Below are 15099 nucleotides of genomic sequence, written 5' to 3' on the forward strand. Positions count from 1 at the left end.
CGGCGGACGTTTATTCAAGTCGACAGAAAGTGCCACGTCGTTCACCTCCTGTCGACGGTTCGGGACGGGCTGTGCGGTATCCCTCACCCGCCGAGATGCCCGGGCGTCCTACCATCCGGGGATGAACGAACGGCGGTCAAGCGAGTCCGGTTTCCCGATCCAGGACGTCTACACGGGCGCGGACCTCCCGGAGGATCTGGACTCCAGGCTGGGCGCGCCCGGCGAGTTCCCGTACACCCGGGGCGTCTACCCCACCATGTACACCTCCCGTCCGTGGACCATGCGTCAGTACGCCGGCTTCGGCACCGCCACCGAGTCCAACGCGCGGTACCACCATCTGTTGCGGGCCGGCACGATGGGCCTGTCGGTGGCGTTCGACCTGCCGACCCAGATGGGCTACGACTCCGACGATCCGATCGCGCACGGCGAGGTCGGCAAGGTGGGTGTCGCCATCGACTCCATCGAGGACATGCGGCTGCTCTTCGCCGACATTCCGCTGGACAAGGTCTCCACCTCGATGACCATCAACGCGCCCGGCTCGGTGCTGCTGCTGCTCTACCAGCTCGTGGCCGAGGAGAACGGGGTGCCCGGCTCGGCGCTCAACGGCACGATCCAGAACGACATCCTCAAGGAGTACATCGCCCGGGGCACGTACATCTTCCCGCCGAAGCCGTCGCTGCGCCTGGTTGCCGACACGTTCGCGTACTGCCGCAAGGAGGTGCCGAAGTGGAACACCATCTCCATCTCCGGCTACCACATGGCCGAGGCCGGCGCGACGCCCGCGCAGGAGATCGCGTTCACCCTGGCCAACGGCGTGGAGTACGTGCGGGCGGCGCTCGCCGCCGGGCTCGCGGTTGACGATTTCGCGCCCCGGCTGTCGTTCTTCTTCGTGGCCCGCACCACCCTGCTGGAGGAGGTGGCGAAGTTCCGCGCCGCCCGGCGGATCTGGGCCCGACTGATGCACGACGACTTCGGCGCGAAGGATCCGAAGTCGATGATGCTGCGGTTCCACACCCAGACCGCTGGCGTGCAGCTCACCGCCCAGCAGCCGGAGGTGAACCTGGTCCGGGTGGCGGTGCAAGGGCTGGCCGCGGTGCTCGGCGGCACGCAGTCGCTGCACACGAACAGCTTCGACGAGGCCATCGCGCTGCCCACCGAGAAGGCGGCCCGGCTCGCGCTGCGCACCCAGCAGGTGCTGGCGTACGAGACCGACCTGACCGCCACCGTCGACCCGTTCGCCGGGTCGTACGTGGTGGAGGCGATGACCGCCGAGATCGAGGCCGCCGCGCTCGAGTTGATGGAGCGGGTGGCCGATCACGGCTCGGCGGTGGACGCAATCGAAGCCGGGTTCCAGAAGCGGGAGATCGAGCAGTCCGCGTACCGGATCGCGCAGGAGATCGACTCGGCTGAGCGGGTGGTGGTCGGGCTCAACCGGTTCACCGTGGACGAGGAGGAGCCGTACGAGCCGCTGCGCGTCGACCCGACGATCGAGGCGGCCCAGGCCGAGCGGCTGGCGCGGTTGCGCGCCGAGCGGGACGGTGCGGCAGTGACGCGGGCGCTCGCCGAGCTGCGGGCCGCCGCGGAGGGCTCGGACAACGTGCTCTACCCGATGAAGGAGGCGCTGCGGGCCCGGGCCACGGTGGGTGAGGTCTGCGGGACGCTGCGCGAGGTGTGGGGGCTGTACCGGCCGTCCGATCGGTTCTGAGCGTCCGTTCGCCGCGGCGGTGTGTCCATCGCGTTCGGCGGGTACCGGGTTGGCGGAGCGCGGACGCACAGGGTGTGCGCCCGTGGTGGGCGACGCCGTGTGAGCGTCCCTATCCGGCGCGTTGCGGAGTGTGGTCGGCTAATTGTCGGAGTGTCAGTTCATCACACCGACTAATGCGACAATTTGCACCAGGAGCCGCACGTGTTCCGCCGAATCCGGAGCCTCCGCGATCGGTTACGCGTTGTAGGAGGTGAGGGGCGGATGTCGGCGTTCGATAGCGATCTACCTGCTGTCCCACACATCTCTGAGCGCCCCGAGCAGGGCATTCCTGACGCTGCGCGGTCTGATCATTACCGTAACGAGGTTGCGCAGCGTCACCGTCGGAGGTCTAGGCTGTCTGCTGTCCCCGATGATCCATCCATCTCTAGTGATCGAGAATTCGACGTGACGAGTGCGTTGACGCTGCCCACGGATGGCCAGCTGGCGTCGTCCTGGCTGGAGACGTCGCCAGGCTCCCAGCCGCTGCCCCGCGACCTGGACCACCTCCTCGCCCTGCGGGTTCCGGGGCTTATCGCTACGCGCCGTCACCTCCACTCGCACCCCGAGTTGTCCGGCAACGAGTTCGAGACGGCCGCCCTGATCGCCCGGGAACTCTCGCTGGCCGGGCTCAACCCGCGCCTGCTGCCCAAGGGCAACGGCGTGATCTGCGACGTCAACGGTCGCCCGGACGGCCCCGTTGTCGCGCTGCGCGCCGACATCGACGCCCTGCCCCTCGACGACGTCAAGGACGTGCCCTACCGGTCGACGGTGGCGGGCGTCTGCCACGCCTGCGGGCACGACGTGCACACCTCGATCCTGCTCGGCGTCGGCATGCTGCTGGCCCAACTCGCCGACCTGGGCGAGTTGGACGGGCGGGTCCGGCTGATCTTCCAGCCGGCCGAGGAGATCCTGCCCTGCGGCTCGCTGGAGGTCATCGAGGCCGGCGGCCTGGACGACGTGGTGCAGATCTTCGCGCTGCACTGTGACCCGAACCTGCCGGTCGGGCGGGTCGGCCTGCGGGTCGGTCCGATCACCGCGGCTGCCGACAACGTCACCGTCCGACTCTCCGGCCCGGGTGGGCACACCGCCCGGCCGCACCTGACCGTGGACCTGGTCGACGCGCTCGGCCGGTTGGTCACCGAGGTGCCCGCCCTGGTCAGCCGCCGGGTGCCGGCCAACAGCGGCCTGCTGCTGGTCTTCGGCCACGCCTCGGCCGGCACCCGCTACAACGTCATCCCCTCGGAGGCGAGTGCCTCCGGCACCCTGCGGGTGATGGACCGCGACACCTGGGAGCAGGCGCCGAAGATCGTCGCTCAGGTGGTCCGGGACGTCATCGCGCCGACCGGCGCCACTGTCGACCTGGAATACCTGCGCGGCCGGCCGCCGGTGTCGAACGACTCGCGGGCCATCCAGGTGTTGACGGCGGCCACCGCCGCCGCGCTCGGTCCGGAAGGGATCGCCGAGACACCGCAGAGCATGGGCGGCGAGGACTTCTCCTGGTATCTGGAGTATGTCCCGGGCGCCCTCGCCCGGCTCGGGGTGGGCCGCTCGGGTCCCAACGTCGACCTGCACCGGGCCAGCTTCGACGTGGACGAGCGGGCCATCCCCGCCGGCGTACGCGTCATGGTGCAGACCGCGCTGCGGGCACTGGCGGCGGCGCGCTGACCGCAGCGGTCGGGGCCGACGTCCGCTTCCGCCGCCGCAGCACCAGCAGCAGCACCGCCACCGGCACGCCGACCAGCACCAGCCACGGCAGTAGTGCCCCGAGCACGGTGAGCAGGACGGTCAACGAGGCGGCGAACGCCTGCCAACCGCCCCTGAGCCCGGCCAGGAAACCGGTCTCGGTCTTCTCCTCGGTGACCTTGGCCGCCGGCCCGGCCAGTGCCACGGTGATCGTGGAGAGCGCGGTCAGGTCGGCCAGTCGCCGTTTCTTGGCCTCCAACGACGCCAGGTCGGCCTCACGACGGCCCAGCTCGTTCTCCAACGACACCAGGTCGGTGATCGAGGTGGCGCGGGCCAGCAACCGCCGTGCACTCTCCACCCGGGCCTGCTGAGTGGTGATCCGCGCGTCGAGGTCGACGATCGCCTCGGTGGCGTCCTCGGTGCTGATCTCCCGGCTCTGTTGCTTGCCGAGTTTCGCGATCTCGTCCACCACCGCCGTGAACTTCGCGGCCGGCACCCGCAGCTGCAACTCGGCCACCGCGTCGGCGTCGGCACTGCGCCGGTTGTCGCCACCGATGAAGCCGCCGGAGCGGGTGACCAGCGCGCTCACCTCGCGGGCAGCGGCGTCCACATCGTCCACCTGCACCCGCATCGAGCCTGTGTAGATGATGGCCCGCTGGTCGACGCGCAGGTCCGGTGCCCCGGTGCCGGCCTCCTGGGGTGCCCCGGCCCCACCCTGCTGCGGTTGCGCCTCCCGGGCCGCCTCGGGTGCGCCGGCCTCCTGGGGTGCCCCGGCCCCACCCTGCTGCGGTTGCGCCTCCCGGGCCGCCTCGGGTGCGCCGGCCGCCTTGTCCTGCTGGGCGACGTCCCCGTTCGCCGGGGCCACGGCCGCGGTGTCCGCCGACCCGCTGTCGCCGGCCCCGCAGCCGGTCAACGCGAATACCGCCGTCAGTGCCGTCACCGCCAGCAGTCCGCCGCGGCGTCGTATGACCTGTCCGTCCATCCCCGCTCCCTCGTTGTCGTCCGGTGTGGCGATAGCTCGGACGCAGCGCGCACGTCGGCTGGTTCCGGCAGACTGCGCTGAGGACGTCACGATTCGATAATTGAGGAGTCACGATGCGGCTCACCAAATACGCCCACTCCTGCCTGCGGGTGGAACACGACGGGGGAGTGCTCGTCGTCGACCCCGGTGTGTTCAGCGACTCCGCGACGGCGTTGGCCGGCGCGGACGCGGTGCTCATCACCCACCAGCACCCCGACCACCTCGACCTGGCGGCGGTGCGCCAGCGCCTCGACAAGCAGCCGCTGCCGATCCACGGTCCCGCCTCGCTCGCCGAGACCCTTGGCGACGCGGCCGAGGTGCTGCACCCGGTCGCCCCCGGTGAGTCGTTCACCGCAGCCGGTGTCGCCGTCCGGGCGTACGGCGGGAAACACGCGGTGATCCACCCCGACATCCCGGTGGTGGACAACCTCGGCTACCTGATCAACGACGTGGTCTTTCACCCCGGCGACTCCCTGGTGGTGCCGGACGAGACACCCGTCGACACGCTCTTCGCACCGATCCACGCCCCCTGGTCGAAGTTCTCCGAGGTGCTCGACTTCATCCGCGCGGTCGCGCCCCGGCGGGCGTACGCCCTGCACGACGCCCTGCTCAACGACAACGGTCTGGGCGTGCTGAACCGGCAGTACGCCGCGATGTCCGGCACCGACTACCAGCGGCTGGAGCCCGGTAGCCGGGTCGACGTCTGACCTGATGCCCGGCCCCCCAGCGGAGCTGGTGCAGCAGCTCTACCGCATCCCACCGGACCGGTTCGTGGCCGCCCGGGACGCCGCCGTGGCCGACGCCCGCAGTGCCGGCGATCCGGCCACCGCCCGACAGTTGGCCCGGCTGCGTCGCCCGACGGTGGCGGCCTGGCTGGTGAACCTGCTCGCCATCCAACGCCCGGAGCTGGTCGGCGACCTGGTCCAGCTCGCCGACGCCCTGCGGACGGCCCAGCGGGAGCTGCGCGGGCCCCGACTGCGGGAGTTGTCCGCGCAGCGCCGGGCGGTGGTCGGCGCCCTGGTCGCCGAGGTCCGCAAGCTCGCGGCGGCCGAGCCGGACGCGCCACCGGCCGGTCGGCTGCCCCTGGCCGAGGTGGAGTCGACACTGAACGCGGCGTTCTCCGACGTCGAGGTCGCCGAGCAGGTCCGGGCGGGCCGCCTGCTCCGGGCGGCCAGCTACGCCGGCTTCGGCGAGGTGCCCCGGCCGCAGCTGAGGTTGGTCACCGGCGACGACGAGGAGCCCGACGAGGAACGTCCGGCCCGCCGACCGGACACCCAGCGGGGGCGTCCCGAGCCGGTGCCCCGCCCGGATCGGGCCGCGGAGCGCGCCGAGCAGGCCGCGCAGCGGGCCGCCCGGGCCGAGCGGGCCCGGCAGCGTCGCGCCCTGGATCGGGAGTTGGCCAAGGCCCGGACCGACGAGCAGCGCGCGGCGGCCGAGCTGACCGAGGCGGCCGGACGGGAGCGCGACGATGCTGCCGTACTCGATGCGATCGAGGCTGAACTGGCCGAGCTGGAGCGGCGGCGGGCGGTCGCCGAGCAGGATCTCAGCCGGGCCAAGCTCGCTCGGCGTGCCGCGGAGCGTGCGGTAACCGTGGCTCGGCGGCGCGCCGGCGAGGTTGAGGCGGCGGTCGAGGCGTTGGCGGCCGAAGAGGGGAATGCGGACACGGGCGGTGGCGCGGCAGACTGACAATCGATGGACGACGACGAGTGCGCGGGCCGGGGTCTTGTCGTGGACGCCGGACCGGCCTGCCCGAGCGGGCCGCCCGGATGACGCCGGAGCAGGTCGCCGCCGCAAGTAAGCCGGTCGTGCTCGACCTCGGCGACGCGTTCACCAGGGACCCGGCCACCCTGCGGCGGGCCCGGCTGCTCGGCATCTCCGGCTGGGCGTTCTACATAAGTGGCCGGGCGGGTGCGCTCGGCGACGTGCGGGCCGAGACGGCCGCCGCGGCGCTCGGGTTCATCGCCCCGGACGCGGTCGCCGACGGGTGGGACGCCGCTGCCCGGGTCGTCCCACCGATCGAGGTGGCGGCGGCGAGCCTCGCCGAGTGCTGCCGGTGGGGCGCGCAGCAGCTCGACGCCCGGCCCGCCACCGAACGCCTGGCGGTCCTCGTCGAGCGGGCCGTGGTGGCTGCGGACGCCAGCGCGATGCCGCTCTTCGCCGCGTGGCGGGCCATGCCGCTGCCGGATCTCTCCGCCGGGGCCCGCAGCGCCGCCGGGCTGCGACTGCTGCGCGAACACTTCACAGGTGCCTACCTGCTGGCGGTACGCGCCGCCGGGATGACCCCGCTGGAGGCCGTGCTGGCCGGGCCCGAGGGCGAGGCCGGGGCGGTGGCCTGCGGCTGGCCGCCGCCCTACCCGCCGGTCGGGCCGTTGGTGCGCCGGCGCCTCTGGGCGGAGGCGGTGACCAATCGTCTCGTCGCCCCGGCGTTCACGGCCCTCGGCCCGGCTGCCGGGGCCGAGCTTGTCGAGTTGCTGCACCGCACCCGGGCCGAGCTCGCCGCCGGTGTGTGATTGACGACCCCCGGCGCACCCGATCCGCGCTCCGGTCGGCGGTGGTAGCAGACTGGCGGGGTGCGATACGCGCTGCTACGCCGACGCGGTGCCGGTGGGGCGGGACCGCAGCTCGGTGACGTAGTCGTCCGGGGCGCCCGCCTTCTCGGCGGCGCTCGCGATCTCGGACAGATACCACGACGTCGGCAGGCCACCCTCGTACCCGTTGAAGACGTAGATCCACGCGGTCACGTCGCCGTCGAGGGTGGAGACCCGAACGTGCAGCTTGCGGTAGGTGCCGGCGGTCACCCCCTCGATCTCGTCGAGCTGGCCCGCGTCGTACGGGTGGATGTCGTAGAGGGCCACGAAGACCCGGTCACCCGGCGACTCGACAAGGGTGCTCACCGCGCCCTCCCAGCCGATCACGTCCGCCCCGGCGAAGGTCAGCCGCCAGCCTTCCAGCCAGCCGGTGCCCACCATCGGCGAATGCGGACAGTAGGCACGCATCCGGGCAGGGTCGAGATTTGAGCCGTAGGCGGCGTGATGACGCACGGCGATGACGATAGCCCGGTCGACGGGTGGGGGAGAATACGACGGTGCGTGTCGGATGCGCTCGGGAGAACAAAGTCACTGTGAGCACTGACGAAGGGCAAACGCTGTGAGCCGGATCGTGATCATCGGTGGGGGGCCGGCCGGGTACGAGGCGGCGCTTGTCGCCGCCCAGTTGGACGCCGATGTCACAGTGGTGGAGGCCGACGGCGCCGGCGGGGCCTGTGTGCTCTCCGACTGCGTACCGTCGAAGACCTTCATCGCCAGCTCCGGGGTGGTCACCGGTTACCGGGACACCGAGGAGTTCGGAGTGCACTCGGACGGCCTGGAGGCGGTCACCGTCGACGCGCGGGCCGTGCACGAGCGGGTCAAGCGACTGGCGTTGGCGCAGTCCGCCGACATCCACGCCAAGCTGCTCAAGGCCGGGGTCACCTTCGTGGCCGGCACCGCCCGGCTCGGCGAGGACGCCCTCGGGCACACCCACCTGGTCGTCGTGACCCCCGCGGACGGCGGCGAGGAATACTCCATCGCCGCGACCACAGTGCTGGTGGCCACCGGTTCGACACCCCGCCAGCTGCCCACCGCCGTACCGGACGGTGAGCGCATCCTGACCTGGCGCCAGGTGTACGACCTGCCGGAGCTGCCCGAGCACCTGATCGTGGTCGGCTCCGGGGTCACCGGCGCGGAGTTCGCCAGCGCGTACCTGGCGATGGGGGTCCAGGTCACCCTGGTGTCCAGCCGGGACCGGGTGATGCCGCACGAGGACGCCGATGCCGCGTCCGCCATCGAGCGGGTGTTCCGCAACCGGGGCATGGAGATCCTCAACAACTCCCGGGCCGACGCGGTCCGGCGTACCGCCGACGGCGTCGAGGTGGAGCTCTCCGACGGCCGGAAGGTCACCGGCTCGCACGCGCTGATCACTGTCGGATCGGTCCCGAACACTGCCAACCTGGGCCTGGCCGAGTACGGGGTCGAGCTGGGCCGGGGCGGCTACGTGACTGTCGACCGGGTCTCCCGGACCAACGTGCCAGGCATCTACGCCGCCGGCGACTGCACGGGTGTGCTGCTGTTGGCGAGTGTCGCCGCGATGCAGGGCCGGATCGCCATGTGGCACGCGCTCGGCGAGGCGGTGCGCCCGCTGCGGCTGCGTACCGTCGCGGCGAACGTCTTCACCGACCCGGAGCTGGCCACCGTGGGTGTCTCGCAGGACGAGGTGGACGCGGGCAAGGTGCCGGCCCGGCAGGTGATGCTGCCGCTCTCCGGCAACGCCCGGGCGAAGATGGACGATCTCGCCGACGGTTTCGTGAAGTTGTTCTGCCGTCCGGCGAGCGGCCAGGTGATCGGCGGGGTGGTGGTCGCCCCGAAGGCCAGCGAGCTGATCCTGCCCATCACCATGGCGGTGGAGAACAACCTCACCGTCAACGAGCTGGCCCAGACCATCACCATCTACCCGAGCCTGTCCGGTTCGATCACCGAAGCGGCCCGCCAGCTAATGCTCCACGAGCTGGAGTAACCCACCCCCACTCGTCGATCATGGACTTGTGGTGGGCGGTTCACGTCGTCACGCCCCTTTTGTGGGGCACCACAACTCCATGATCGACGGCGTGAGCGGTGGCTGACCGGGTTTGGGTCAGGGCTACGGTCGCCAGCACCGCCACCTCGGTGAGGATGAGGAGGCGTTCGGCCAGGCCGATCAGCAGACGGTCACCGGGGTAGGCGGACCAGATCATCGCCGCCGCGAGGGTCAGGCTCAGGAGGACCAGGGTGCGTAGCGTCCGGGCAGCGGGGGCCAGGTCGGGTCGCCGGGCGAGCAGCCAACCGGCCGCCGGCAGGGCGAGGAAGGCGACCACCGAGGCGTACCGGTGCACGTACGCGGCGGTGGTCATGGCGGTGCCCGGCTCGTTCGTCGGCACCACCGCGGCCAGCAGCAGCCCGGCCACCCACCCCCCGAGCAGCACCTCGACCGGCCGACCGGGCCGTGGTGGGCCGGTGCGACGTAGCCCGTACAGCAGCGCCACAGTGGCGAGCGCCAGCACCACCATGGCGATGTCGATGACGCCGCCCCGGTCGGAGACGGCGAAGTCGCTGACGGTCAGCGCCCACGGGTTGAGGTCGTCGTTCACTTCGAGGTGGCCGATCACGGTGAGCAGCGCCGCCAGGGCGATTCCGCCGAGGGCCAGCACACCGGTGTTCCGGGTTCCGGGCATGCCTCAGCCTGTCGCCGGGGGCGCCCGAGCCGAATCCGGGACGGCCACCGAATTCGGACCCCGGGACCACCCCTAGTCAGTCGGTTCGGGCGGGGACGACCCGAGCGGTCGGGCCCGGAGTTCCACGTGATCAGCGCACCCGGCGGACCCTAGGGGTCCCGCATCCGGGATCTGAGCACGTCGAATTCGCATCCCGGCGCGTCCGGATCGAAGCCGTGTTCGATCAGCCAGCGTGACGCCACCAGGCTGCGCAGTGACCACCAGGCGCGGATCACCTCCCGGTCCGCGTCGGGCCCGTACCCGGCGAGCAGGTCGTCCAGGCGTTCCTCGTGCCCGAGCGTCAGGATGGCGAGATCGAACATGGCGTCGCCGGGGGCGGCTTCGGACCAGTCGATGACGCCGGTCACCTCGTCGCCGTCCACGAACACGTGGGTGATCTGCAGGTCGCCGTGGATGAACACCGGTCTCCACGGCCGGAGCGCGGCCTCGGCGATCTCGCGGTTACGCCGGATCACCTCGACCGGCAGCACGGCGTTGGCGAGCAGCCACGCGCACTCGCTGTCCAGCTCCGCCGCCGCGTCGTCGAGCCGGCGCCCCGGCCACGGCGGCAGCGGCGCGTCGTGCAGCCGCCGGATGGTGGCACCCGCCGCGGCCCAGGCCGCCGGCGACGCGGACGACGGTTCGCCGAGCAGGCCGAGCGCGGTGCCCGGCACGGCGGCGATGGCGAGCACGGGCGGCTGGTGCCAGCGGATCGCCGGGGTCGGTACCGGCGCCATCGCCATCGCCCGTACCTCCACGTCGGCGTGCGCGGGGTCGCCGTCGACCTTCAGGAACACGTCGCCGACGCGCAGCGTCGCCCGCTGGCGGTGGGCGACGACGACTTCAACCTCGTCCATACCGGCCATCCTGGCAATGACAGCTGCCGATGTCGCCCGACTTTACCGCCGTCGGTTCCGCTCCGTCCGGACGACGCCCTGCGGTGGGGTCCGCTCAGTCGATCGGGATGTTGGCTGCGGCGGCGGCGCGGGCGTGCCGGGCGCTGACCAGCGTCATGGCCCAGCCTGCCGCGGCGAAGCCGGCCGCCGCGGCGGTGGCGATGATGGCCAGTCGCCACGCCGACTCGGTGAGCGCGGTGCCGCCGAGGTGCCCGACAAACGCGCCGTAGCTGGCCCAGCCCAGCGCGGCGACTGCCTCGTAGAGCACGAACAACCGGTACGGGTAACGGCTGCGGCCGGCCGAGAAGCAGGCCGCCATCCGGCCGCCGGGCACGAACCGGCAGAGCAGGATGACAAGCGGTCCGGGTTGTCGGAGCCCCTGGGTGACCCGGCTCGCCATCCGGCGGGCCCGGCTCAGCTCGGCGTGCCGGGGCGACCGCCGGTCCGGTGCGAGCCGTCCGAGCAGGTAGCAGGCCAGGTCGCCGACGAAGACGCCGAGTGCGCCGACGGCGATGGTGACGGGCAGGTTGAGCCCGCCGTAGACGGTGAGCGCGCCGCTGGTGATCATGACGATCTGGGTGGGGATCACCGGTACGAAGGCGTCCGCGACCAGTAGGGCGAGCAGCACCAGGTACGCCCACGTCGGCGATGCGACGTCAGTGAGTAGTTCGGGCACGCCTGCCACCTCGCCGGATGCGGCCGATTGGGTGTCTTGAGCCTGACGGCGTGTCCGGCGTCACCGAGAACAGGCCCGGCCCGTCGTGACGGTCGACACGACAGGGGCCACCCAGGCACAACGAGTCGAACCGATCCCGGGTGACGGGTTCACCGCCTGTCCCACCCGTCCGGTACCGGTCGGCGGATCGGCGTACGTCGGCGTACCGTTGACGCGCGCGGCCCATGCCCGTCGGGTCCCCCGTTCCTGACGATTCGGGCCGCGAGGGCCGCCGGCGGGTCCCGCGCCGGCGGCCCATCTCTCTGCTCGCCGCCGCAAATCCGGGTGCGTCCCCGGCTGCCCCGCGAGTACGGTCGCCGTATGCGCAGCGCGGTAGTGGTGACCACGACGCCGGGAATCCCCGGCGTGCCGCTCTGACGTAACCACAGTCGACCAGGCCCCGGGGCGATCCGCCCCCGAGGGCCGCGCGCCGTTCGGAGACCAGGTCGCCTCCGGGTCGTACCCGATCCAGGAGCCCGACATGATCGACCACCGCAGGCTCGGCCGCGAGCTGGACCTCTTCGTCTCCGACCCGCTGGCCGGTGCCGGCCTGCCGATCTGGCTGCCCGCCGGCGCCGCCGCCCGGCACGCCGTCGAGGAGTACGTCCGGGAGTTGGAGCGCCGCTCCGGCCACCAGCACGTCTACTCGCCCCCACTGGGTAAGCGGGAACTCTTCGAACTCTCCGGGCACCTCGGCTACTTCGCCGACGACATGTTTCCGCCGATGCGGCTGAGCGCCGACGACGAGTTCGTGCTCCGGCCGGCGCTCTGCCCGCACCACGCCCTGGTCTTTCGCGCCCGGGGCCGCTCCTACCGCGAGCTGCCGCTGCGGATCGCGGAGCTGGGCGGGATGTACCGCTCGGAGCGTTCCGGGGTGCTCGGCGGGCTGTCCCGGGTGCGGGCCATCTCGCTCAACGACGCGCACACCTTCTGCGCCCCCGAGCAGGTCGGCGCGGAGGTCGTCGAGATCCTCGGGCTGATCCGCGCCGCGCACGCCGCGCTCGGCGTCCGCCCGGCCGGCTTCCGGCTCTCGTTGCGCGGGCCGGGAGAGAAGTACGTAGGCGACGACGCGCAGTGGGCCCACGCCCAGGAGCTGCTCCGGGGCGCGCTGGCCGGGGTGGAGTATGTCGAGGCACCCGGTGAGGCCGCCTTCTACGGCCCGAAGATCGACATTCAGATCGTCGACGCGGCCGGTCGGGAGTCGACCATCTCCACCATCCAGCTCGACTTCGACAAGCCGGAACGGTTCGACCTGTCGTACACCGCCTCGGACGGCAGCCGGCGTCGCCCGGTCATGGTGCACCGCAGCCTGGTCGGCAGCATGGAGCGGCTCTTCGCGTACCTGATCGAGGTGCACGAGGGCGCCTTCCCGGCCTGGTACGCGCCGGTCCAACTGGTCCTGCTGCCGGTCGACGACGGGCAGGCCGACGCGGCGGCCGACCTGGCCCGCCGAGCCGTCGACGCCGGCCTGCGGGTCGAGGTGGACGCCACCGGCTCGCTGGGTGCCCGGATCCGGGACGCGGCCCGCCGCCGCGTCCCGTACCTCGGGGTGTTGGGTGCCCGGGAGGCGGCCGACGGCCTCCTCGCGCTGCGCCTGCGCGGCGGCCGGGCCCTGGAGCCGATGCCCGCCGCCGCGGCGCTGGCCCTGATCGGCGGGCAGGTCGCCGCCCGGGCCACCGAGCTGCTCCCGGTGGGCTGACTCCCTCGCTGAGCCGGGGTGGGTCGCCGCCGGTCGTTTGGCGCGCACGGCGGCGACCCGCCCTCAGACCGTCGCCGGCTGGGCGGCGGGGTCGGCCGGTTCCTCGTCGGCCACCGCGCCGGTGAACTGGGAGCGGTAGAGCCGGTGGTACGCGCCGTGCGCCGCGAGCAACTGCTCGTGGGTGCCCTGCTCGACGATCCGGCCGTTCTCCATCATCAGGATCAGGTCGGCGTCCCGAATGGTGGAGAGCCGGTGCGCGATGACGAAGCTGGTCCGGTCGGAACGCAGCGCGGCCATCGCCCGTTGCAGCAGCACCTCGGTGCGGGTGTCCACCGAGCTGGTGGCCTCGTCGAGGATCAGCAGTGACGGTTCGGCGAGGAACGCGCGGGCGATGGTGATGAGCTGCTTCTCGCCGGCGCTGACGTTGCTGCCCTCCTCGTCGATAACCGTGTCGTAGCCGTCCGGCAGGCTACGCACGAACCGGTCCACGAAGGTGGCCCGGGCCGCGGCGAGGATCTCCTCCTCGGTGGCGTCCGGCCGCCCGTAGGCGATGTTGTCGCGGATGGTGCCGCCGAAGAGCCAGGTGTCCTGGAGCACCATGCCGATCCGGCCCCGCAGGTCGTCGCGGCGCATCGCTGTGATGTCCACCCCGTCGAGCGTGATCCGACCGGCGTCCAGCTCGTAGAAGCGCATGACCAGGTTGACAAGTGTGGTCTTGCCGGCACCGGTCGGGCCGACGATCGCCACCGTGTGCCCCGGCTCGGCGACCAGCGACAGGTCGTCGATCAGCGGCTTGTCCGGCTCGTAGCGGAACGAGACGTGCTCGAACTCGACCCGCCCGTGCGGATCGGTGACCCGGGCCGGCGCGACCGGGTCGGGGGTCTGCTCGTCGGCGTCGAGCACCGCGAAGACCCGCTCGGCCGACGCCACCCCGGACTGGAGCAGGTTGGCCATCGAGGCGAGCTGGGTGAGCGGCTGGGTGAACTGGCGGGAGTACTGGATGAACGCCTGTACGTCACCGAGGCTCATCGTGCCGGAGGCGACCCGCAGCCCACCGACCACGGCGATCGCCACGTAGCTCAGGTTTCCGATGAACATCATCGACGGCATGATGATCCCGGAGATGAACTGCGCCCCGAAGCTCGCCCGGAACAACTCCTCGTTCTTCGCGTGGAACGCGGCCTCCACCTCACGCTGCCGGCCGAAGACCTTCACCAGCTCATGACCGGTGTACGCCTCCTCGATCTGACCGTTCAACGCGCCGGTGTGCGTCCACTGGGCCACGAACTGTTTCTGTGACCGCTTCGCGATGCGCTGGGTGACGAGCACCGACAGCGGCACCGCGATCAGCGCCACCAGGGCCAGCAGCGGCGAGATCCAGAACATCACGGCCAGCACGCCGATGACCGTCAGCAGCGAGGTGAGCAGCTGGCTGAGGGTCTGCTGGAGGCTCGTCGAGATGTTGTCGATGTCATTGGTGACCCGGCTGAGCAGCTCGCCTCGGGGCTGCCTGTCGAAGTAGGGCAGCGGTAGCCGGTTGAGCTTCTCCTCCACCTCGGCGCGCAGCCGCAGGACGGTGCGCTGGACCACCCCGTTGAGCAGCCAACCCTGCCACCAGGACAGCACGCTCGCGGCCAGATAGAGCCCGAGCGCCAGCAGGAGTACCCGGCCCAGGGCGTCGAAGTCGATGCCCATCCCGGGCACCACGTCCATCCGGGCCAGCATGTCGGCGAAGCTGTCGTTGCCGCTGGCCCGGGCTGCGGCGACGGCCTGCTCGGCGGTGGTGCCCGCCTCCAGTCGCCGACCGATCACCCCACTGAAGATGATGTCTGTGGCGTGGCCGAGGATCTTCGGGCCGGCCACGCTGAAACCGACGCTGACCAGGGCCAGGGTGATGATCGCGGCCAGGTGCAGCCGGTGCGAACGCAGCCGGCCGAGCAACCGCCGGGCCGAGGGCCCGAAATTCATCGACTTCTCGGCGGGCATCCCGGCACTCATCCAGGCTGGACCGCCGCCCGGCCGGCCGGCCGGCAGCCGCTTCGGCGTCGCCGCGTCGC

Annotated in this window: 13 protein-coding genes; 7 read left to right on the forward strand and 6 right to left on the reverse strand. The window is 71.8% G+C overall.

The features are described from left to right. The first annotated feature begins 121 nt into the window (after positions 1-121). Together AB0B86_RS13690 and AB0B86_RS13695 are read left to right on the forward strand one after the other, a co-directional pair. The gene (locus tag AB0B86_RS13690) at positions 122-1705 is read left to right on the forward strand and encodes a methylmalonyl-CoA mutase family protein (RefSeq protein WP_357403707.1); all 1584 of its coding nucleotides are present in this window, start codon (positions 122-124) and stop codon (positions 1703-1705) included. 444 nt (positions 1706-2149) lie between these two features. After that, on the forward strand, positions 2150-3409 hold the full coding sequence (locus AB0B86_RS13695; protein ID WP_357403705.1) for an amidohydrolase: 1260 nt from the start codon (positions 2150-2152) through the stop codon (positions 3407-3409). On the opposite strand, the gene AB0B86_RS13700 is transcribed toward AB0B86_RS13695, so the two are convergent. Then, a complete protein-coding gene (locus tag AB0B86_RS13700) occupies positions 3366-4409 on the reverse strand; it encodes a DUF4349 domain-containing protein (protein ID WP_357403703.1) in 1044 nt (347 codons plus the stop codon). The genes AB0B86_RS13695 and AB0B86_RS13700 overlap by 44 nt on opposite strands. A 113-nt stretch (positions 4410-4522) precedes the next feature. Here AB0B86_RS13700 and AB0B86_RS13705 point away from each other — a divergent pair, with 113 nt between their 5' ends. The 3 genes from AB0B86_RS13705 (at position 4523) to AB0B86_RS13715 (ending at position 6958) form a co-directional block, all read left to right on the forward strand. Continuing rightward, positions 4523-5155, forward strand: coding sequence for an MBL fold metallo-hydrolase (locus AB0B86_RS13705; protein WP_357418015.1), 633 nt, complete (start codon positions 4523-4525; stop codon positions 5153-5155). Positions 5156-5159: 4 nt separating this feature from the next. Beyond that, positions 5160-6134, forward strand: a complete 975-nt coding sequence (locus AB0B86_RS13710; protein ID WP_357418018.1) for a hypothetical protein — start codon at positions 5160-5162, stop codon at positions 6132-6134. An 80-nt stretch (positions 6135-6214) separates the two neighbouring features. Next, the gene (locus tag AB0B86_RS13715; protein ID WP_357403697.1) at positions 6215-6958 is read left to right on the forward strand and encodes a hypothetical protein; all 744 of its coding nucleotides are present in this window, start codon (positions 6215-6217) and stop codon (positions 6956-6958) included. A 75-nt stretch (positions 6959-7033) separates the two neighbouring features. Here AB0B86_RS13715 and AB0B86_RS13720 read toward each other — a convergent pair whose 3' ends face one another. Beyond that, the gene (locus AB0B86_RS13720) at positions 7034-7489 is read right to left on the reverse strand and encodes a gamma-glutamylcyclotransferase (protein ID WP_357403695.1); all 456 of its coding nucleotides are present in this window, start codon (positions 7487-7489) and stop codon (positions 7034-7036) included. A gap of 106 nt (positions 7490-7595) precedes the next feature. Between AB0B86_RS13720 and AB0B86_RS13725 the strand changes: the two genes are divergently transcribed. Further along, positions 7596-8999, forward strand: coding sequence for an NAD(P)H-quinone dehydrogenase (locus tag AB0B86_RS13725; RefSeq protein ID WP_357403693.1), 1404 nt, complete (start codon positions 7596-7598; stop codon positions 8997-8999). A gap of 40 nt (positions 9000-9039) precedes the next feature. On the opposite strand, the gene AB0B86_RS13730 is transcribed toward AB0B86_RS13725, so the two are convergent. The 3 genes from AB0B86_RS13730 to AB0B86_RS13740 all read right to left on the reverse strand — a co-directional run bounded on the left by AB0B86_RS13730 (position 9040) and on the right by AB0B86_RS13740 (position 11304). Further along, positions 9040-9693 (reverse strand): DUF998 domain-containing protein, encoded by a 654-nt coding sequence (locus AB0B86_RS13730; protein ID WP_357403691.1) that lies wholly within the window; start codon positions 9691-9693, stop codon positions 9040-9042. Between the two features lie 149 nt (positions 9694-9842). After that, entirely contained in the window at positions 9843-10589 is a 747-nt protein-coding gene (locus AB0B86_RS13735; protein ID WP_357403689.1) for a phosphotransferase, read from the reverse strand. 94 nt (positions 10590-10683) lie between these two features. Next, the gene (locus AB0B86_RS13740) at positions 10684-11304 is read right to left on the reverse strand and encodes a DedA family protein (RefSeq protein WP_357403687.1); all 621 of its coding nucleotides are present in this window, start codon (positions 11302-11304) and stop codon (positions 10684-10686) included. 520 nt (positions 11305-11824) lie between these two features. On the opposite strand from AB0B86_RS13740, the gene thrS reads away from it, so the two are divergent. After that, positions 11825-13042 carry a threonine--tRNA ligase gene (thrS, locus tag AB0B86_RS13745; RefSeq protein WP_357418022.1) on the forward strand — a complete coding sequence of 406 codons (1218 nt, stop codon included), beginning with the start codon at positions 11825-11827 and terminating at the stop codon, positions 13040-13042. 63 nt (positions 13043-13105) lie between these two features. Here the strand turns inward: thrS and AB0B86_RS13750 are convergent, their stop codons facing one another. Then, positions 13106-15028 (reverse strand): ABC transporter ATP-binding protein, encoded by a 1923-nt coding sequence (locus tag AB0B86_RS13750; RefSeq protein WP_357403761.1) that lies wholly within the window; start codon positions 15026-15028, stop codon positions 13106-13108. Positions 15029-15099: the final 71 nt, after the last annotated feature.

This window comes from Micromonospora sp. NPDC049047, from assembly GCF_040649135.1.
Lineage (GTDB): Bacteria > Actinomycetota > Actinomycetes > Mycobacteriales > Micromonosporaceae > Micromonospora.

Coding starts and splice junctions, on each gene's coding strand:
- AB0B86_RS13715 (WP_357403697.1), top strand. CDS start 6,215: ATGACGCCGGAGCAGGTCGCCGCCGCAAGTAAGCCGGTCGTGCTCGAC.
- AB0B86_RS13730 (WP_357403691.1), bottom strand. CDS start 9,693: ATGCCCGGAACCCGGAACACCGGTGTGCTGGCCCTCGGCGGAATCGCC.
- AB0B86_RS13735 (WP_357403689.1), bottom strand. CDS start 10,589: ATGGACGAGGTTGAAGTCGTCGTCGCCCACCGCCAGCGGGCGACGCTG.
- AB0B86_RS13700 (WP_357403703.1), bottom strand. CDS start 4,409: ATGGACGGACAGGTCATACGACGCCGCGGCGGACTGCTGGCGGTGACG.
- thrS (WP_357418022.1), top strand. CDS start 11,825: ATGATCGACCACCGCAGGCTCGGCCGCGAGCTGGACCTCTTCGTCTCC.
- AB0B86_RS13705 (WP_357418015.1), top strand. CDS start 4,523: ATGCGGCTCACCAAATACGCCCACTCCTGCCTGCGGGTGGAACACGAC.
- AB0B86_RS13710 (WP_357418018.1), top strand. CDS start 5,160: ATGCCCGGCCCCCCAGCGGAGCTGGTGCAGCAGCTCTACCGCATCCCA.
- AB0B86_RS13750 (WP_357403761.1), bottom strand. CDS start 15,028: ATGCCCGCCGAGAAGTCGATGAATTTCGGGCCCTCGGCCCGGCGGTTG.
- AB0B86_RS13690 (WP_357403707.1), top strand. CDS start 122: ATGAACGAACGGCGGTCAAGCGAGTCCGGTTTCCCGATCCAGGACGTC.